Annotated in this window: 18 protein-coding genes; 9 read left to right on the forward strand and 9 right to left on the reverse strand. The window is 64.6% G+C overall.

The window, feature by feature from the left end; translation table 11 throughout:
* Positions 1-2: 2 nt before the first annotated feature.
* On the reverse strand, positions 3-1,250 hold the full coding sequence (locus TQ29_RS01400) for an MFS transporter (RefSeq protein WP_054537733.1): 1,248 nt from the start codon (positions 1,248-1,250) through the stop codon (positions 3-5).
* A gap of 115 nt (positions 1,251-1,365) precedes the next feature.
* On the opposite strand from TQ29_RS01400, the gene zapE reads away from it, so the two are divergent.
* Positions 1,366-2,442: a cell division protein ZapE gene (gene zapE, locus TQ29_RS01405; protein WP_054537734.1), complete on the forward strand. Its 1,077-nt coding sequence runs from the start codon at positions 1,366-1,368 to the stop codon at positions 2,440-2,442.
* A 60-nt stretch (positions 2,443-2,502) separates the two neighbouring features.
* On the opposite strand, the gene TQ29_RS01410 is transcribed toward zapE, so the two are convergent.
* The 3 genes from TQ29_RS01410 to TQ29_RS01420 form a co-directional block, all read right to left on the reverse strand.
* Entirely contained in the window at positions 2,503-3,777 is a 1,275-nt protein-coding gene (locus TQ29_RS01410; protein WP_054537735.1) for a folylpolyglutamate synthase/dihydrofolate synthase family protein, read from the reverse strand.
* Positions 3,774-4,724, reverse strand: a complete 951-nt coding sequence (accD, locus tag TQ29_RS01415) for an acetyl-CoA carboxylase, carboxyltransferase subunit beta (RefSeq protein ID WP_037206839.1) — start codon at positions 4,722-4,724, stop codon at positions 3,774-3,776. The genes TQ29_RS01410 and accD overlap by 4 nt, the downstream gene beginning before the upstream one ends.
* 65 nt (positions 4,725-4,789) lie before the next feature.
* Positions 4,790-5,671, reverse strand: a complete 882-nt coding sequence (locus TQ29_RS01420) for a CPBP family intramembrane glutamic endopeptidase (RefSeq protein ID WP_054537736.1) — start codon at positions 5,669-5,671, stop codon at positions 4,790-4,792.
* A 126-nt stretch (positions 5,672-5,797) separates the two neighbouring features.
* On the opposite strand from TQ29_RS01420, the gene ilvD reads away from it, so the two are divergent.
* The 5 genes from ilvD to TQ29_RS01445 all read left to right on the forward strand — a co-directional run bounded on the left by ilvD (position 5,798) and on the right by TQ29_RS01445 (position 10,596).
* A complete protein-coding gene (gene ilvD / locus TQ29_RS01425) occupies positions 5,798-7,531 on the forward strand; it encodes a dihydroxy-acid dehydratase (protein WP_054537737.1) in 1,734 nt (577 codons plus the stop codon).
* Positions 7,512-8,201 carry a hypothetical protein gene (locus TQ29_RS01430; RefSeq protein ID WP_054537738.1) on the forward strand — a complete coding sequence of 230 codons (690 nt, stop codon included), beginning with the start codon at positions 7,512-7,514 and terminating at the stop codon, positions 8,199-8,201. Before ilvD ends, TQ29_RS01430 begins: the two co-directional genes overlap by 20 nt.
* Before the next feature lie 125 nt (positions 8,202-8,326).
* Positions 8,327-9,100, forward strand: coding sequence for a DUF6478 family protein (locus TQ29_RS01435; protein ID WP_054537739.1), 774 nt, complete (start codon positions 8,327-8,329; stop codon positions 9,098-9,100).
* 20 nt (positions 9,101-9,120) lie between these two features.
* Positions 9,121-9,492, forward strand: a complete 372-nt coding sequence (locus TQ29_RS01440) for a hypothetical protein (RefSeq protein WP_328705643.1) — start codon at positions 9,121-9,123, stop codon at positions 9,490-9,492.
* A gap of 198 nt (positions 9,493-9,690) precedes the next feature.
* Positions 9,691-10,596: a LysR family transcriptional regulator gene (locus tag TQ29_RS01445; protein WP_054537741.1), complete on the forward strand. Its 906-nt coding sequence runs from the start codon at positions 9,691-9,693 to the stop codon at positions 10,594-10,596.
* A 35-nt stretch (positions 10,597-10,631) separates the two neighbouring features.
* Here the strand turns inward: TQ29_RS01445 and TQ29_RS01450 are convergent, their stop codons facing one another.
* From TQ29_RS01450 to TQ29_RS01460, 3 genes are all read right to left on the reverse strand, one after another.
* Complete coding sequence (locus TQ29_RS01450) at positions 10,632-11,594, reverse strand: OmpA family protein (RefSeq protein WP_054540275.1); 963 nt, start codon at positions 11,592-11,594, stop codon at positions 10,632-10,634.
* A 173-nt stretch (positions 11,595-11,767) separates the two neighbouring features.
* Positions 11,768-12,481 carry an N-acetyltransferase gene (locus TQ29_RS01455; protein ID WP_082386491.1) on the reverse strand — a complete coding sequence of 238 codons (714 nt, stop codon included), beginning with the start codon at positions 12,479-12,481 and terminating at the stop codon, positions 11,768-11,770.
* Positions 12,478-13,209, reverse strand: a complete 732-nt coding sequence (locus TQ29_RS01460; RefSeq protein WP_054537742.1) for a molybdopterin-binding protein — start codon at positions 13,207-13,209, stop codon at positions 12,478-12,480. The genes TQ29_RS01455 and TQ29_RS01460 overlap by 4 nt, the downstream gene beginning before the upstream one ends.
* Positions 13,210-13,254: 45 nt before the next feature.
* Between TQ29_RS01460 and sfsA the strand changes: the two genes are divergently transcribed.
* Positions 13,255-13,971 carry a DNA/RNA nuclease SfsA gene (gene sfsA / locus TQ29_RS01465; RefSeq protein WP_054537743.1) on the forward strand — a complete coding sequence of 239 codons (717 nt, stop codon included), beginning with the start codon at positions 13,255-13,257 and terminating at the stop codon, positions 13,969-13,971.
* Between the two features lie 51 nt (positions 13,972-14,022).
* Complete coding sequence (map, locus tag TQ29_RS01470; RefSeq protein WP_054537744.1) at positions 14,023-14,847, forward strand: type I methionyl aminopeptidase; 825 nt, start codon at positions 14,023-14,025, stop codon at positions 14,845-14,847.
* On the opposite strand, the gene rsmD is transcribed toward map, so the two are convergent.
* Entirely contained in the window at positions 14,844-15,410 is a 567-nt protein-coding gene (rsmD, locus tag TQ29_RS01475) for a 16S rRNA (guanine(966)-N(2))-methyltransferase RsmD (protein WP_054537745.1), read from the reverse strand. The two genes, map and rsmD, sit on opposite strands and share 4 nt — an antisense overlap.
* Complete coding sequence (locus tag TQ29_RS01480) at positions 15,407-16,615, reverse strand: NAD(P)/FAD-dependent oxidoreductase (protein WP_054537746.1); 1,209 nt, start codon at positions 16,613-16,615, stop codon at positions 15,407-15,409. The genes rsmD and TQ29_RS01480 overlap by 4 nt, the downstream gene beginning before the upstream one ends.
* Positions 16,616-16,702: 87 nt before the next feature.
* On the opposite strand from TQ29_RS01480, the gene TQ29_RS01485 reads away from it, so the two are divergent.
* Complete coding sequence (locus tag TQ29_RS01485; RefSeq protein ID WP_054537747.1) at positions 16,703-17,188, forward strand: peroxiredoxin; 486 nt, start codon at positions 16,703-16,705, stop codon at positions 17,186-17,188.
* The last annotated feature ends 20 nt before the right edge of the window (positions 17,189-17,208 follow it).

Here is a 17,208-nt window from a genome sequence, read left to right on the forward strand (position 1 = left end):
CGTCAGGCCACGGCCGCGCGGGGGCCGGCCACGCGTTCGCGCACCGGCAGGTGGACGATGGCCGAGAATGCGCCGATGCCGACGCCGATCCACCACACCAGCGTGTAGTTGCCGTAAATGTCGTAAAGCCGCCCGCCCAGCCATACCCCCAGGAACGATCCGATCTGGTGCGACAGGAATACGATCCCGTAGAGCGTGCCCATATAGCGAAGCCCGTAGATATGCGCGACGAGCCCCGATGTCAGCGGTACCGTGGCCAGCCAGAGCGCCCCCATCGACACCGAAAAGACCAGAACGGAGGTGGGCGTTATCGGCAGCATGATGAACAGCCCCGCCGCGATGGTGCGGCCCAGATAGATCGCTGCCAGAAGGTATTTCTTGGTGTAGCGTTTGCCCAACCAGCCGGCGGTGATGGTGCCCGCTATATTCGCCAGACCGATCAGCGAGATCGAGATCGCCCCCAGTGCCGAGGTCGTGGAAACACCAAGCGCGGCCAGGGTGCCCGACGGGTCGATCGCGCCGCACATTTCCGTGACGAAGGCGGGGAAATGGGCGGTGATGAAGCCAAGCTGATAGCCGCACGAGAAAAAGCCCAGGAAGATCAGCGTAAAGGACGGGTCGCGGAAGGCACGCATCAGGATTGCTCCCATGCCTTCTTCCGGTTCCGCGCGGCTCGCGGTCTGCGGCGCGCGCATCATCGGCAGCGCCAGCAGCGAACACAGGATCACGGCGGCGAAGATCAGGAACACCTGCTGCCACCCCATCATGCCCAGAAGCCATTCCGCGGTGGGGGCGCCGAACACCTGCCCGGCAGACCCGGCCGCAGTGGCGATGCCAAGCGCGAGCGAGCGGTTTTCATCGCTCGCCGCGCGGCCCACGACCGCAAGGATCACGCCAAACCCAGTGCCGGCCACGCCGAATCCCACGAGAATTTCCAGCAACTGGTGCTGCCCGGGGGTGACGGCATAGGACGACAGCACCAGACCTGCCGCATAGGTCAGGGCGCCCAGAATGATCGCCTTGCGGTCTCCGAATTTCTCGGCCATGGCGCTGAACAATGGCTGCCCGATCCCCCAGGCGAGGTTCTGGATGGCAATCGCGAAGGAAAACTCCTGCCTGGCCCAGCCGAATTCCGTGGCGATCGGAATCTGAAAGACACCAAAGCTGGCGCGGATGGCGAAGCTTGCCATGATGATGATGCATCCGGCCACCAGAACCGGTGTGACAAGTGGTGTGCGCGCTGTGCTCATTCTGTCTTCCCTGTGTCGCGACAGGGTTAACCCGCCAGCATACCGCGTCAATCCGGATAACGTATTGGCTGCGCCATCTTTTCATATCTGGCGTGGCGTTTTATGGGTGGGCGCGATGTATGATACGCTGCGACAGAAATATGACCGCCTGGTGACAGAGGGGGCGCTGCACGGCGACCCCGGCCAGATGGCCGTGCTCGACCCTCTGGAACGGGTCCGGCGCGGGCTGGAAAGTTCCGCCGCCGAAAAGCGCGGGTTTCTGCTGCGCCGCAGAAAGCCAGAGCCGGTCAAGGGGCTGTACCTTTGGGGCGGGGTCGGGCGCGGCAAGTCGATGCTGATGGATTTCTTCTTTTCCAACGTCGCGATTCCGGAAAAGCGGCGGGTGCATTTCCATGCGTTCATGCAAGAGGTTCACGCCGATCTGCACAAGGTGCGGCAGAAGGGCGAACAGGATGCGCTCAGGCAGGTCGCCGCGCAGATCGCCACGGACCTGCGGTTGCTGTGTTTCGATGAGATGCAGATCACCGACATCACCGACGCGATGATCGTGGGGCGGTTGTTCGATCTGCTTTTCGAGCATGGCATCACGGTCGTCACCACCTCGAACCGGGTGCCGGACGAGCTCTACAAGGACGGGTTGCAGCGCGATCGGTTCCTGCCGTTCATCGAGGTGCTCAAGCAAAAGCTCGAGGTGCATCACCTCGCCTCGCCGACCGATTACCGGCAGAACCGGCTGTCGGGGGGGGAGGTGTATTTTACCCCTGCCGACGCTGCGTCGCGAGAGGCGATGGCGGAGATCTGGCGCGATTTCACTGATGGCCGGGGCGCGCCGCTGACGCTGACCGTGCAGGGCCGCGCGGTGGAGGTGCCGCAGTTTCACAACGGGGTGGGGCGGGCGACCTTCTGGGATCTGTGCGCCAAGCCGATGGGCCCGGCCGATTACCTTGCGATCGCGGGTGCGGTCCGGGTGCTGATCCTGGAGGATATTCCCTGCCTTGGCCGCTCCAACTTCAACGAGGCAAAGCGGTTCGTGACCCTGATCGACGCGCTTTATGAAGCCAGGGTGCGGCTGATCTGTTCCGCCGCGGCCGAGCCGGAGATGCTATACCTCGAAGGCACGGGCGCCTTCGAGTTCGAGCGCACCGCAAGCCGGTTGCGCGAAATGCAGGATGCCGAATGGGGGCAGGAGTAGGAAGAATTTTCACGAAAATTCTTCGGTCTGAAAAATCTTCGTGAAGATTTTTCTTCCTGCTCAGGCGTTTTCCTGAAGCACGTCACCGGCCAGATACAGAGATCCGCAAATCAGGATACGGGCGTGGGGATCGGTGGCGACGATATCGGAAATCGCTTCGTGAACGGTGTTCGATGTTTTCGCGGCAAGCCCGACTGACGTTGCCGCGGCGGCTGTGTCACCGGCCGGCAATGTCGCCGTCGCGCCGGGAATGGACACCGCGTGCAGGGTTTGCGCGACGCGCGCGAAGGGGCGCAGATAGCCGCTGACATCCTTGGTGTTCAACATGCCGCAGATCAGGTGCAGTGGCCGTGCGGGCAGGCGGGTCAGCGCCTCGACCAGCGCTTCGCCCGCTGCCGGGTTATGCCCGCCGTCGAGCCACAGCTCGGCGCTGTTGGCGGCCTCTGCCAACGGGCCGCGGCGCAGGCGCTGCAGGCGCGCGGGCCAGCTTGCCCGGGTCACTGCCGCCTCACATTCCGCCTCGCCGTAGCCCAGCAGGCGCAGGCCGGCAAGCGCGGCGCCGGCGTTGATCACCTGATGCGCGCCGATCAGCCCGGGCAGGGGCAGATCCAGCAGGCCGGTTTCATCCTGATAGACCATGCGCCCGCGTTCTTCCCACACATGCCAGTGCTGGCCATGCGCCAGCAGCGGCGCGCCCAGCCGGGCGGCCCGTGCCTCGATCACTTCCATCGCGTCGTCCCGCTGGGGGCCGACCACGCAGGGCACGCCGGGCTTCAGGATGCCGGCCTTTTCGCCGGCGATTTCGCGCAGCGTTTCGCCGAGATACTGCTGATGGTCGATCGACACCGGGGTGATGACCGTCAATGCCGGCTTGTCGACCACATTGGTGGCATCCAGCCGCCCGCCCAGCCCGACCTCGAGCAATGTGTAGTCGGCCGGGGTTCGGGCGAAGGCCAGAAGCGCGGCCACGGTCGTGATCTCGAAATAGGTAATGCCCTCGCCGCCATTGGCGCGTTCGCATTCATCCAGAAACGCGGTCAGGGCGGCGTCGGTGATCACCTGTCCGGCCAGGCGGATGCGTTCGTGAAAGCGTACCAGATGCGGAGAGGTATAGGCATGCACGCGCTTGCCGGCCGCCTCCAGCCCGGCGCGTATCATTGCCTGGGTAGAGCCCTTGCCGTTGGTGCCCGCGATATGGATCACCGGCGGCAACTGGCGTTCGGGATGGCCGAGCGCGGCCAAAAGGCGCCAGACACGGTCGAGCGTCAGGTCGATGATCTTCGGGTGAAGGGTCATCATCCGTTCCAGGATGACATCGCTGCCGGGCCGGTTCACGCCTTGGGCTCATCCGTTTGCGGGGCTGCCACGTCTTTTGCCGGAGCGGGGGCCGCCGGGATGGGCTCGGGCGCGGGCAGGCTGCCGCGCACGGCGGGGGGCAGGCCCATCAGCATCCGCACCACGGTAATCAGCTCTTCCCGCAGCTCGGTCCGGGCGGTCACGCGGTCGAGCATGCCGTGGTCCAGCAGGTATTCGGCGCGCTGGAACCCTTCGGGCAGCTTTTCGCGGATGGTCTGTTCGATGACGCGGGGGCCGGCGAAACAGATCAGCGCGTTGGGCTCGGCGATCTGCACATCACCAAGCATCGCGTAAGAGGCCGTGACGCCGCCCGTGGTCGGATGGGTCAGCACGACGATATAGGGCAGCCCCGCCTCTTTCAGCATTTCGACGGCCACGGTGGTGCGCGGCATCTGCATGAGCGAAAGGATGCCTTCCTGCATCCGCGCGCCGCCGGCGGCCGAGAACAGGATCAGCGGCCGGCCAAGTTCTACCGCGCGGGTGGCGGCGGCGATGATGGCATTGCCCACATACATCCCCATCGATCCGCCCATGAAGCGGAAATCCTGCGCCGCGGCGACAATCGGCGCGCCGCCGATCTCTCCTTGTGCCACCAGCATCGCCTCGGCCTCGCCGGTGCTTTTCTGCGCGGCTCTCATGCGGTCGGGGTATTTCTTCTGGTCACGGAAATGCAGCGGGTCTGCCACCGGCTGTGGCACGTCGATCTCGGAGAAGATGCCGCCGTCGAACAGGGCGGCGAACCGGGCGCGCGGCGCGATCGGCATATGGTGGTTGCAGTTGGTGCAGACGTTCTGATTATCGCTCAGCTCGCGGTGGAACAGCATGGTTCCGCATTCGTCGCATTTGGTCCAAAGGTTCTCGGGCACCTCGCGGCGCGAGAAGAGCGAGTTGATCTTCGGACGGACGTAGTTGGAAATCCAGTTCATCGGGCGGGCCCATAGCTGTTCGGTCGCGCCCGAGATAAGCCGGGCCGCGACGAATTGCAATCTGACTAACGCAACAGAACGAAGCGCAGCAGCCGCCAGATCAGCACCATCATCAGCAGATTGAGCACCATGTCCAGCGGAACCGGGCCCGCGTCGGAAACGGTGTAGGGCGTGACATACAGCGACAGACCGGTGATCGTTCCCTGCGTCGACAGGAACAGCAGGCTGACGCTGTTGTTGATGAAATGCAGGCCCATCGCGGCGCCGAGGCTGCCGGTCTGTTCGGTCAGATCCGCCGCGATCAGCGCGAAGGCCAGGGTGACGGCGATGATCATCCAGGCGTTCAGCCCGGCCTCGGGGTTCCAGTGCAGCGATGCGAACAGAACCGCTGGCAGCCCCATCCAGATCCAGCGCGCGGTAAACCGGGCGGCAAGCTGTTGCTGCAGGTAACCCCGGAACAGCATCTCTTCGGCCGAGATCTGAACAAGCAGCAGCACCAGCGCCAGCGGCAGGCACCGCAGCCACAGGCCAAGCGGCAGGTTGAGTTCCGGCGCCGAAAACAGCCACGAACCGGCGGTCACGATCGCGTAGACGGGGATCAGCGCCCCGACCGACACAAGGAAATCGCGCCGCACGTCGGGCCAGGGGCCGAAAAGAGAGCCGGGCCCGCGAAAGTGGCAGGCCGCGGCGGCAAGGACGACGCCAAGCGCCATGCCGACAAAGCTGAGCAGGGCAAACAGCGTGGGGGCAGGTTCGGAGGGCGCGCGCAGCTTTTCCAGAAAGCCGAAATACCCCTCGGCCCCGATGACGGGATAGAGGACAACCAGCATCAGCGCGAAAAACGCGAAGTAGATGAATCCGATCAGCAGAATGCCAATAAGCAGCCGCCAGATCTGGGGATAAAGCCGGGCGGGGCGGATATAGGCCTCGAATTCCGGGGCACGCATGGGCTGTCCTGACTGTCTGCTCGCTTTCGCGGAAGGCTAGCCTGCCTGCCCGCGACCTTCAATCGCGCTTGTGAAAGCGGAATGTGGCGGCTATTCCCGATGCAAGCCAGACCCGAGGAGGACCTCATGCGCAACAGCCGTTTCGACAAATCCACCCTGCCCAGCCGCCATGTGACCGAAGGCCCCGCGCGCGCGCCGCACCGGTCGTACCTTTATGCGATGGGGATCAGCGAAGAGGAGATCCACCAGCCGCTGGTCGGCGTCGCCACCTGCTGGAACGAGGCGGCCCCCTGCAACATCGCGCTGAACCGACAGGCCCAGTCCGTGAAACAGGGCGTCAAGGTGGGCGGCGGCACCCCGCGCGAGTTCACCACCATCACCGTGACCGACGGCATCGCGATGGGGCATGAGGGCATGCGCTCCAGCCTCGCGTCGCGCGAAGCCATCGCCGACACGGTGGAACTGACGATGCGCGGTCATTGCTATGACGCGATCGTGGGCCTTGCCGGCTGCGACAAGTCCCTGCCGGGCATGATGATGGCGATGATCCGGCTGAACGTGCCGTCGGTGTTCATCTATGGCGGGTCGATCCTGCCGGGCCGTCTGAACGGGCGCGACCTGACCGTGCAGGATGTGTTCGAGGCCGTGGGCCAGCATCAGGCCGGCAACATGTCCGACGCCGAACTGGATATCCTCGAGCGTGCCGCCTGCCCCAGTGCCGGCGCCTGCGGCGGCCAGTTCACCGCCAACACCATGGCCTGCGTGTCCGAGGCCGTGGGCCTTGCGCTGATGAACTCCTCTGGCGCGCCCGCGCCTTATGAGAGCCGCGACCAGTATGGCGAGGCTTCCGGCCAGGCGGTGATGAATCTGGTGGAAAAGAACATCCGCGCCCGCGATATCGTCACCCGCAAATCGCTGGAAAACGCCGCGCGCGTGGTGGCCTGCACCGGCGGGTCGACCAATGCCGGGCTGCATCTGCCCGCGATGGCGCATGAGGCCGGGATCGATTTCGACCTGTTCGACGTGACCGACATCTTCCGCGACACGCCCTATTTCGTCGATCTGAAACCGGGCGGTCAGTATGTGGCCAAGGATCTCTACGAGGCCGGGGGCGTGCCGGTGGTGATGAAAGAGCTGCGCAAGGCCGGGCTGATGCACGAAGATTGCATGACGGCCAGCGGCCGCACCATGGGCGAAGAGCTGGACCTGATCGCGCATGAGGCCGATGGCCGCGTGATCTATCCGGTCGAAACCCCGATCAGCGCCACCGGCGGTGTTGTCGGCCTGAAGGGCAACCTTGCGCCCGAGGGTGCCATCGTGAAGGTGGCGGGCATGAGCGAGGAGCAGCAGGTGTTCACCGGTCCGGCCCGTGTGTTCGAATGTGAGGAAGAGGCCTTCGCCGCCGTACAGGCCCGCAGCTACAAGGAAGGCGAGGTTCTGGTGATCCGCAATGAAGGCCCCGCAGGCGGGCCGGGGATGCGCGAGATGCTGGCGACCACTGCCGCCCTTTCGGGCCAGGGCATGGGCAAGAAGGTGGCGCTGATCACCGATGGCCGGTTTTCGGGCGCGACGCGCGGCTTTTGCGTAGGCCATGTCGGCCCCGAGGCCGCGCATGGCGGGCCGATCGCATTGGTAAAGGATGGCGACGTCATCACCATCAACGCGATCACCGGCGAGATTTCCGTCGCGGTCAGCGATGCCGATCTGGCCGCGCGCAAGGCCGATTGGAAGGGCCCGCGCAAGACCAACTATGCCGCTGGCGCGCTGTGGAAATATGCGCAGCTTGTGGGCGATACCCGCCGCGGCGCCGTCACCCATCCCGGAGCGAATGCCGAGACGCATGTCTATATGGACCTCTAAGATCAGGGCGGCGCTGGCCGGGTTTTCGGCGCTGGCGCTGCTTTCGGGCTGCACCGACGGGGGCCTTCTGGCGACCACCGGCCTGGGCGGGCAGGCGTTTTCGCGCCAGGCGCCCGAGCGTCTGCCGGTGCCGGGCAGTGCCGTCGTGGTTGCGGGGCCTGCGGGCTATTGCATCGACACGGGCGCGTCCAGCGTCAGCGAAGGCGACAGTTTCGTGCTGCTGGCAAGCTGCGCCGCCGTGACACACAACCCAGAGGCGCGGCGGCCGCTGTTTCCCGCCCTGCTGACGGTTTCGGTTTTCGAACCGCCCGTCGGCGATACGCCCCTGACGGACGAACATGCGCAGCTTGCAGCCTTTTTCACCTCTGACGAAGGGCGTGCCGCGTTGTCGCGCGATGGCGATCCTGCCACGGTCGAACTGATCAGCACCGATACCCAAGGCGGCGCTTTTTTCCTGCATGCGCGGGAACAGAACAGCGACGCCCGGCCGGGGCTGGGCGCGGATCACTGGCGGGCAATCTTTACGGTGAACGGGCAGCGCGTTTCGGCATCTGTGCTGTCGTTGCGGGATCATCCGCTGGCGGCGGGCGCGGGACGTGGCACGCTGAACACGCTTGTCGCGCGCATCCGCCGCGAAAGCCGTTTGCCCAAAGCGCAGCCGGACGCGTGAGAAGCGCCTGCCAATTGGATGATTTCCAGAAACAAATCAACATTGAGCGGGTGAATCGTTCACTCATTTGCCCTAATGTCGATTCACCGGGTAACACCTTCTGAGCGGAGACAAGGCAAGGCGGAATGGCGGCGAAGTTCGATTCTCTCTTTGACCGGCTGGTGCAGCGGCGCAGCTTGCGACGTTGGACTGTGGCGGCCGACCATGCCGGAGAGCTTGACCTGCAGTCGCTGCGCGCGTTGCGGACCCGTGCCCGGCAGCTGCGCCGGCAGGTGAACCGGCTGATCCATGTGGCCGACGGCCGGCTTGCCCTGCCACTTATCGGCTCGAACGCCTTTCAGCGACCGATGGGTTCTGACTGGGCCTATCGCCCCGAACTGTGGCGTGGCCCGCTGGATTTGCCGGGTGCGGCGGCCGTGGAAAGCAAAACCCAGATCGGGCAGGAAGCCGCCATTTTCCACGATTGCAAGGTTTCGGAACTGACCATCCGGCAGATTCGCAACACGCGCGAGGAGGATCTGGCGCCGTTCGGCCTGCGGATGGATGTCTTCCGTTTCGACGGCTCGTTCCTGTCGCTCGTGATCGAGCTGCCGCCGGACGCCGCGCAGGGGCTGAAACGTCGCCATCTTGTGCGGCTCGATACGATCGTGGAAATGGAAAAGCCGCTGGAGATCTTCGCCCGGCTGAACATCAAGCACGGGCCGAATGTGGAACAGATCGTACGTGAGCTGCCGCTGACCGCCGATGATGTGATGGTCGAATTCGATCTGGCCTATACCAAGCTGAACGAAAAACGGGTCGAGCGCATGTGGCTGGATCTGATCTTCGAAGGGCCCGAAATGAACCAGATCATCCTGCGCGACGTGGCGTTGAGCCGGCGTCCGCGGGCAGAGCTTTGACAGGGGGCGGGATGAGCGGAATGGAGCTTGCGAAAACGCGGATACGCGCGGGTGTGTGGGAAGGCGTTCTGACCGTCTCCGGGCCGCACCGCAGCCTTCCGCAGATCGAAGTGCTGCATCTGGAGACACCGCTCGAGGGCGTGTTGGTGACGGCGGATGACAGCACGCCTGACAGCTATCAGGTGAAGGTGCCGATTCCCTCGGCTCTGTTGTCGGACGGGGTGCAGACCTTTCTGATTCGCACCGCCGGCGATGGCCAGACGCTGGGCAGTTTCACCATCGTCACCGGCGAACCGCTGGAGGATGACATCCGCGCCGAGATGGATCTGCTGCGCGCCGAGCTGGACATGCTGAAGAAGGCCTTCCGCCGCCATTGCCTGGAAACGATGTAGCGCGGGGCCGGGCCATTCGGGGCCGCCCCGAAATATCTGCGCCAATGTCGCAATCTGGCCGCAAACCGGGCCCGCCGGCGTTTCCCCCACCATGACGATCCGCATCAATACCGCAGTATTGTCGGTCGGTTTCCGCATTCTCGCCTGATTTGGCCGCCATAACCTGCGGCAACAATGCGTGTGTTCGAAGGGCTTGAAATGGATCGACTGACCGAAATGGAAGCGTTCGCCACGGTAGTGGATCAGGGTGGTTTCACAGATGCCGCCAAAAAGATGGGGATTTCGAAATCCGCCGTCTCAAAGCATGTATCCTCGCTCGAGGCGCGGCTGGGCGCGCGACTTCTCAACCGGACGACGCGCCGCGTCAGCCCGACCGAGATCGGCCTTGCCTATTACGACCGGGCCCGCCGCGTTCTGAATGACGCGGGCGAGGCGGATGCGCTTGTCACCTCGATGCAATCGGCGCCTTCGGGCCTGCTGCGCATCTCTGTCGCCACGGATTTCGGGGTGAACCACCTGTCGCCGATTCTGGGCGACTTCCTTCAGGAATTCCCGGAAATCACCGTGAACATGGTTCTGAACAACCGCTATGTAGAGCTGATTTCCGAAGGCTTCGACATGGCGATCCGCGTGGGTGAGCTGGAAGACAGCACCCTGCGCGCGCGTAAGCTGACCGACACGTCAAAGCGGATGATCGGCGCGCCGTCGTATTTCCAGAAATACGGCCGGCCGCAGAAGATCGACGATCTGAACGAGCACAAGCTGCTGCATTATTCCAACCAGTCGAGCGGCAATGTCTGGAAGCTGACAGCGCCTTCGGGTGAAAAGCGTCAGGTCCGCACTGCGGGGTGGCTGACGGTGAATGACGGCCAGTCGCTGTTGAACGCCGCGATCTCGGGGCTGGGCATCGCCTATCTGCCCAATTTCCTGTTCCGCGACGCGATGGAACAGGGGTTGGTGGAAGAGGCCATTCCCGACCTGCCGCATGAAAACCTTGGAATCTATGCCGTTTATCCGCCGGGCCGGTTTACCCAGCCCAAGGTGCGTGCCTTCATTGATTTTCTGGTGACGAGCTTTGCCAACAAGACACCCGACGCTTGGTAGTCGGGCCGGTTCTCGGAAGAAAGACGAGGGATTGGTTAGCGGGTCGAGGTCAGGATGACTTCGACCCGTCTGTTTTCGGTGCGGCCCGCGGCGGTCTCGTTGCTGGCCAGAGGTGCGAGATAACCTACGCCCTGTGCCTTTACACGGTTGGCCGACACGCCGAATTCATCGACAAGCCGGCGCACGACCGATCGCGCGCGCCGTTGCGACAGGGCGATATTGCCCTCCAGCCCGCCAATGGCATCAGTATGGCCGACCAGAACCACCGAATGCTCGGGATGGGCCAGAAGATAGCTGGCCAGGGAATCGAGCGATTGGAAATTGCCTTCGCCCAGTTCGGATGACCCGCTGCTGAATTCCAGATCTTCCAGAACCGCGCGGCCGTAGGCCTCGAGCTGTGTATTCACCGGGGTGGACATCAGGTCGGGGCCGGGGGGCAGCGCCGCCGCCTCGGGCTGCGGGGTTTTCGTCGACACGCTGAAGGCCGTGGCCGTATCTTTCTGCTCGGGGCCGACGCGCATCACCTGAACGAAGCATTTCAGCGACGACCGGCTGACCACGAGGCTGACATATTCAGGCTGTTCCGCGCCCATGCGCCGGGCCGACAGGAAACGGTAATCGCCGAGATCGACATGCATCTGCGGCTCGGGCAGCACGTCCGTGGCATAGCGGAAATCGAAGCCGCCGCAGGCGTCGGCATCGCATTCGAACAGGATCTCGAACCCCATATCCCGAAGCTGTTGCCGCAGCGGGGCCAGTATCTGCAGCGTGGTCATCCCGCTGGTGCGGATCTGCCAGGCCTGCCGCGTCACCTCTCCCTCGGCGCTGATTGCCTCTATCCGGTCGTCCTTCCACGGGCCCACCGGAAGCCGGTAGCTGGCCAGCGGATCGACCTGTTCGACCGCCCGGATGGCGGAATGCGGGAATTCAAGGCTCTGCGCGGCGGCGGCAAGGGGCAGCAGCGCAATGGCAGAGGAGAGCAGGGTGGCGCGGATCATCATCCCAAACTCCCGCACAGGGCGGCGCAGTAGTGCATGGCTGAAACATGGGCATCAAGGCGCGCACAGGGGCTGAAATGCACCTGTGTCTGTTTGCTCGGCGGCCAGACCAGATGGCCCGGCACGATTGCGTTTTTGCCTTTGTTCTTCACATGCCCGGCCTCGTTGGGCCCTCACCCGATCCTATAGTGATAGTGTCCCACATCCCGCATCCCCAGGGAAGCATAGAGGGCACGCGCGGGCGCATTTGCCGCTGTGACAAGCGCGCAGAACGTGGTTGCTCCATGATCTTGCGCCCAGAAAGCCGCCTCTCTCATCATATTGACGGCGGTTCTTTGCCGACGCTGCGCCTGTGTGACCGAAACCGCGTGAATCACGGCGATTCCCTGATGAATCGCGACAAAACCCGCCCCGGCCGCGCGATCATTGACCCGGCCCAGCACGGCGGTTTTCGGCCCCGTCACCCGGTCCATCACCGCCAGCCGTTCCGGCCCGATCCCGGTTTCGGCCCAAAGCTCTTTCATGATCGCCAGCGGTTCCCAGATCGTAAAGGTCGATGTGGCGGGCGGATGTTCGGTGGCGATGGCGGCCACCGGCGCGGCGCAGATCACCACCGGATCGATCAGGCGATAGCCGGCGCCGGCCAGCAGGCTGTCCAGCGCGGCGTCGCCGTCACGGATCATGAACAGGGGGGGCTGACCCAATGCGCGCATGGCGGCCTCGGCCGCCGGGATGTCGTCCTGCGTGATCGGGGCATGGGCAGTGGCGGCCGAGACACGCTTGCCGCCGCCCCGGCCTTCGCGGATCGTCCAGGGGCCAGGCGTGTGCGTGCTGGCCGGGGGCCATGTCGCCTCTGCCGCGTCGTAGAACGCTTTGATATCCGTCAAATCACCGCCTCTGGGAACAGCTCGGCAAGCCGGGCCATCGCCGCGTCGATCATCGCCGCGTCGCTGCCCCGGACCACCACATTCACGCCAAAGGCGCCGTCGCGCTGAAACGGGTAGGAGCCGATGGACAGCGCCGGGAATTCATCCGCCAGCGCGGCAAGCTGCGCGGCGATCTCTCCCTCTCCACGGTCGACGCGGATGCTTTGGCTCAGCAGCGGCGCGCCGCCCGTCAGTGTCGGCAGGACAGAGGCCACCATCGCCTGAAAAATCACCGGCACCCCGGCCATCACATGCACGTTTTCCAGCGTGAATCCCGGTGCCGCGGAAATCGGATTGTCGATCAGCGTGGCGTCTTCGGGGATACGCGCCATGCGCAGCCGGGCCTCGTTCAGCTCTGCGCCGGAGGCTTTGTAATGCGTCTCGAGAATCGCGCGGGCGTCGGCGCGCACGTCGATCGGCTTGCCGAAGGCGGCGGCGATCGCCTCTGCGGTGATGTCGTCATGGGTGGGGCCGATCCCGCCCGAGGTGACGACCGTGTCATAGGCCGCGCGCAGGGCGTTGACGCCATCGATGATTGCCTGCCGGTCATCCGAAACGATCCGCACCTCTTTGAGGGCGATGCCGTGTTTCGTCAGCGCGCCGGCAAGATAGTGCATGTTGGCATCACGCGTGCGCCCTGACAGGATTTCATCCCCGATCACAAGCATTGCAGCGGTTGGGTTGGACATGGCGTGCTCCTTGTCGTGGCATGTCTGTGGGTATAGGTGGCGCCCATGCGCTTTCAAACCCCTCTTGTGCCCGGCCGGCTGATCCGCCGCTACAAACGCTTTCTGGCCGATGTGCGGCTGGAGACCGGGCAGGAGGTGATCGCCCATTGCGCCAATCCCGGTTCGATGATGGGCCTGTCCGATCCCGGGCTGCGGGTCTGGCTGGAGCCGAATGACGACCCGCGCAAAAAGCTGAAATACGGCTGGCGGCTGGTCGAACATGCCGACGGGCATTTCACCGGGGTTGATACCGGTGTTCCGAACCGGGCATTGCGCGCTGCGTTGGAAGCGGGGCAGGTGGCCGGGCTGCCTGTTGGCGGAACGCTGCGGGCAGAGGTGAAATACGGCACCAACAGCCGCATCGATTTCCTGCTCAGCGAACCGGGCGGCCCCGATACCTATGTCGAGGTCAAAAGCGTGACGCTGAGGCGCCGCGGCGACTGGGCCGAATTTCCCGACAGCGTGACCGCGCGGGGCACCAAACACCTTGAGGAGCTGACGCGCATGGTGGCCGAAGGCCATCGCGCCGCGATGCTCTACCTTGTCCAGCGCACCGATTGCACCCGGTTCCGGCTGGCCGGAGACATTGATCCGGCCTATGCCCGCGCCTTCGATGCGGCCCGCGCGGCAGGGGTGCGGATGCTGTGCCTCGGCACACGGATTTCACCAACCGGGGTCGAGGTTGCGGGCCCCCTGCCGGTGGATCCGGCGCCCCAAGGCTGAGCCCGCCTCTGGCGTTCGGCGGAAATCGACACTATCTATCGGGAAAGCAGGATGGAGAGCCCATTGGATGAAGGCGCGCGAGGCCGTCTGACGAAAGACGGTATCAGAATTTACGAAGCCGGCGATTTTGCCGGGATGCACGAGGCTGGCCGGCTGGCCGCCCGGATCCTGGACGCGGTGACGCCGCTTGTGGTGCCCGGGCAGACCACCGGCGAGATCGACCGTTTCATCACCGAGCAGGTCGAAGAGGCCGGGGCGACCTCGGCCACCATCGGCTACAAGGGCTATCAGCACGCCTCGTGCATTTCGATCAACCATGTCGTCTGCCATGGCATCCCCGGCGACAAGCGGCTGAAGGATGGCGATATCCTGAACATCGACGTGACGGTCATTGTCGATGGCTGGTTCGGCGATACCAGCCGGATGTATGTGGCGGGCAAGCTCAGCCGCAAGACGGAGCGGTTGATCCAGGTCACGCATGACGCGCTGTTCAAGGGGATCGAGGCGGTGAAGCCGGGCAATACGTTCGGCGATATCGGCTATGCGATCCAGAGCTTTGTCGAAAGTCACCGGATGAGTGTGGTGCGCGATTTCTGCGGCCACGGTCTGGGCCGGGTGTTCCATGCCCCGCCCAACGTGCTGCACTACGGCCGCCCGGGCACCGGGGCCGTGCTGGAAGAGGGCATGTTCTTTACTATCGAGCCGATGGTCAACCTCGGCCGCCCCGAAACCAAGGTGCTGGCCGATGACTGGACGGCGGTCACCCGCGACAAATCGCTTTCGGCACAGTTCGAGCATTCGGTAGGCGTTACCGCCACGGGGTGCGAGATTTTCACGTTGTCGCCGGCCGGCCGGTTTCACCCGACCTGGGGCTAGGGGCCGACCGCTCGCATCAGGGTGATATGCGTATCCCCGTATTTGCGCCGGTCGAGCAGTTCGTACCCCTCGGGCACGTCCTGCGGCGCGTTCTCTTCCCAGACCACGAGCGCCCCGTCGGCCAGCCACCCGCCCGCGCGGGCGGCGGCCAGCGCCTTTTGCCCCAGCTCCTTGCCATAGGGCGGATCGAGAAAGATCAGATCGAACGCCGCATCGCGGTTTTCGCCCAGCCGTGTTGCATCGCGGCGGTTGAGCGCGGTTTCGGCCTGTGCGCGGCATTTCTCCACATTTTCGCGGATCAGCGCGCGGGCTTTCACGCCATCGTCCACGAAGGTCACATGGGCCGCGCCGCGCGACAGCGCCTCCAGCCCGAGCGCGCCGGTGCCGGCAAACAGATCCAGCACCCGCGCGCCGGTCAGCGGATCGCCGTAGCCGCCGTTCACAAGCAGGTTGAACAGGCTTTCGCGCACCCGGTCGGATGTTGGGCGCAGATGCGCCGCGGCATCGCCCTTGCCGACGGAGGCCAGCGTCAGGCCGCGGTGCCTGCCCGCAATGATCCTCACGCCTTGAGCAGCTCCTTGAGGTCGGTCTCGGGATCGGCAATGGCCGTCGGAGAGGGGGATTTCCCCTGCTCCAGCATGCGTTTGCCGATCATGTAGGCGCGCGGATCGTTCATCGCATCCACTGCCAGAAGCGTGTCACCGGCATAATACCAGTTGGATTGCGCCGCGCCCGCGCCCGGGCGGACGACCACGTTGTCATAGCCGGTGTTCAGCCCGGCGATCTGCAGTTTCACGTCATACTGATCCGACCAGAACCACGGATAGGGCATATAGGGCTTTTCGGCGCCCAGCATGTTCGCGGCGACGAGTTCGGCCTGTTCGATGGCATTCTGCACGCTTTCCAGCCGGATGCGCCCGCCCTTGTAGGGGAATGACGCGCAATCGCCCGCCGACCAGATCGACGGGTCCGAGGTGCGGCCGAACGCATCGACCGCGATGCCGTTGTCGATCGTCAGCCCCGCTGCCTCGGCGAGCTCCGTTGCCGGTGTGACCCCGACGCCGGCGATGACGAAATCAAGCTCCAGAATGGTGCCGTCGCTCAGCTCGGCGCCGGTGACGCGATCTTCGCCCAGCAGCCGGGTCAGCCCGACCCCTTCGCGCAGGTCCACGCCATGCGCGCGGTGCAGATCGCGGAAGAAATCGGATGTCTGGGGCGCCGCCACCCGCTGCAGGATGCGGTCGCCCATTTCCACCAGCGTCACCTGCAGGCCGAGCTTGGCGGCAACCGCCGCCGCCTCCAGCCCGATATAGCCGCCGCCGACGATCAGAACGCGGGCGCCTTCGGTAAAGGCGGGGGCCATCGCATCCACGTCGGCCAGGTTGCGGACAACATGCACACCGTCAAGCTCGCCGCCGATGCTGCCGGGCAGCCGCCGCGGCACCGATCCGGTGGTCAGGGCAAGCTGGTCATAGGGGATGGCGGCACCGCCTGCGATCACCACCTTGTCCTTGCGGTCGATCGCGACAGCGGTTTCCGACAGGTGCAGGGAAATTCCATTGTCGGCATAAAAGCTTTCGGGCCGAAGGTAGAGCCGTTTCAGCTCCAACTCGCCCATGAGATATTTCTTGGAGAGCGGCGGACGCTGATAGGGGGGGGCGGCTTCCTCGCCGACAAGCGTAATGGCGCCGGCAAATTCGAGAGAGCGCAGTTTCACTGCCAAGGCGCTGCCCGCCTGGCCGGCACCTATGATAACAATATTCGACATATGAGATGCCCCTTAAGTCTGGTCCGAAGTCCGGCGCACCCTATACTTTGCGGTGATGGCAAGGCAATCCGTGAGGGGGAACGCGCAATGACAATTTCGGTTGGAGACAAGCTGCCCGATGCGACGATGGTGACGATCGGGGAAAACGGCCCCGAACCCGTAGAGCTTTCGGCGAAGCTGGCCGGGCGCAAGGTGGTCGTGTTTGGCCTGCCCGGCGCCTATACGACCGGCTGTTCGACCGTGCACCTGCCAAGTTTCATACGCACGGTCGACCAGTTCCGCGACAAGGGTGTGGACGAGGTGATCTGTGTTTCGGTGAACGATCCGTTCGTGCTGGATGCCTGGGGCCGGGAGACAGGCGCGAAAGACGCGGGGATCACCTTTCTTGCCGATGCCGACGGCAGCCTGACACGGGCGCTGGACATGGCGTTTTCAGCGCCGCAATTCGGGCTCTATGGCCGGTCCGGCCGCTATGCGGTGGTGGCGGATGATGGGGTCGTGACACTCGCCCATATCGACGAGCCCGGCGTTTGCGACGCGTCCACCGGCGAAAGCCTGCTGGAGGCGATGTAGCCGGCCGGGGCACCCGCGCA

The sequence above is a fragment of the Actibacterium sp. EMB200-NS6 genome, assembly GCF_001305615.1.
Taxonomy (GTDB): domain Bacteria; phylum Pseudomonadota; class Alphaproteobacteria; order Rhodobacterales; family Rhodobacteraceae; genus Actibacterium_A; species Actibacterium_A naphthalenivorans.

Coding starts and splice junctions, on each gene's coding strand:
- TQ29_RS01480 (WP_054537746.1), bottom strand. CDS start 16,615: ATGTCGAATATTGTTATCATAGGTGCCGGCCAGGCGGGCAGCGCCTTG.
- TQ29_RS01485 (WP_054537747.1), top strand. CDS start 16,703: ATGACAATTTCGGTTGGAGACAAGCTGCCCGATGCGACGATGGTGACG.
- TQ29_RS01460 (WP_054537742.1), bottom strand. CDS start 13,209: ATGTCCAACCCAACCGCTGCAATGCTTGTGATCGGGGATGAAATCCTG.
- TQ29_RS01430 (WP_054537738.1), top strand. CDS start 7,512: ATGTCTATATGGACCTCTAAGATCAGGGCGGCGCTGGCCGGGTTTTCG.
- TQ29_RS01420 (WP_054537736.1), bottom strand. CDS start 5,671: ATGCGTGCCCCGGAATTCGAGGCCTATATCCGCCCCGCCCGGCTTTAT.
- TQ29_RS01435 (WP_054537739.1), top strand. CDS start 8,327: ATGGCGGCGAAGTTCGATTCTCTCTTTGACCGGCTGGTGCAGCGGCGC.
- ilvD (WP_054537737.1), top strand. CDS start 5,798: ATGCGCAACAGCCGTTTCGACAAATCCACCCTGCCCAGCCGCCATGTG.
- TQ29_RS01400 (WP_054537733.1), bottom strand. CDS start 1,250: ATGAGCACAGCGCGCACACCACTTGTCACACCGGTTCTGGTGGCCGGA.
- sfsA (WP_054537743.1), top strand. CDS start 13,255: ATGCGCTTTCAAACCCCTCTTGTGCCCGGCCGGCTGATCCGCCGCTAC.
- zapE (WP_054537734.1), top strand. CDS start 1,366: ATGTATGATACGCTGCGACAGAAATATGACCGCCTGGTGACAGAGGGG.
- accD (WP_037206839.1), bottom strand. CDS start 4,724: ATGAACTGGATTTCCAACTACGTCCGTCCGAAGATCAACTCGCTCTTC.
- map (WP_054537744.1), top strand. CDS start 14,023: ATGGAGAGCCCATTGGATGAAGGCGCGCGAGGCCGTCTGACGAAAGAC.
- TQ29_RS01445 (WP_054537741.1), top strand. CDS start 9,691: ATGGATCGACTGACCGAAATGGAAGCGTTCGCCACGGTAGTGGATCAG.
- TQ29_RS01440 (WP_328705643.1), top strand. CDS start 9,121: ATGGAGCTTGCGAAAACGCGGATACGCGCGGGTGTGTGGGAAGGCGTT.
- TQ29_RS01450 (WP_054540275.1), bottom strand. CDS start 11,594: ATGATCCGCGCCACCCTGCTCTCCTCTGCCATTGCGCTGCTGCCCCTT.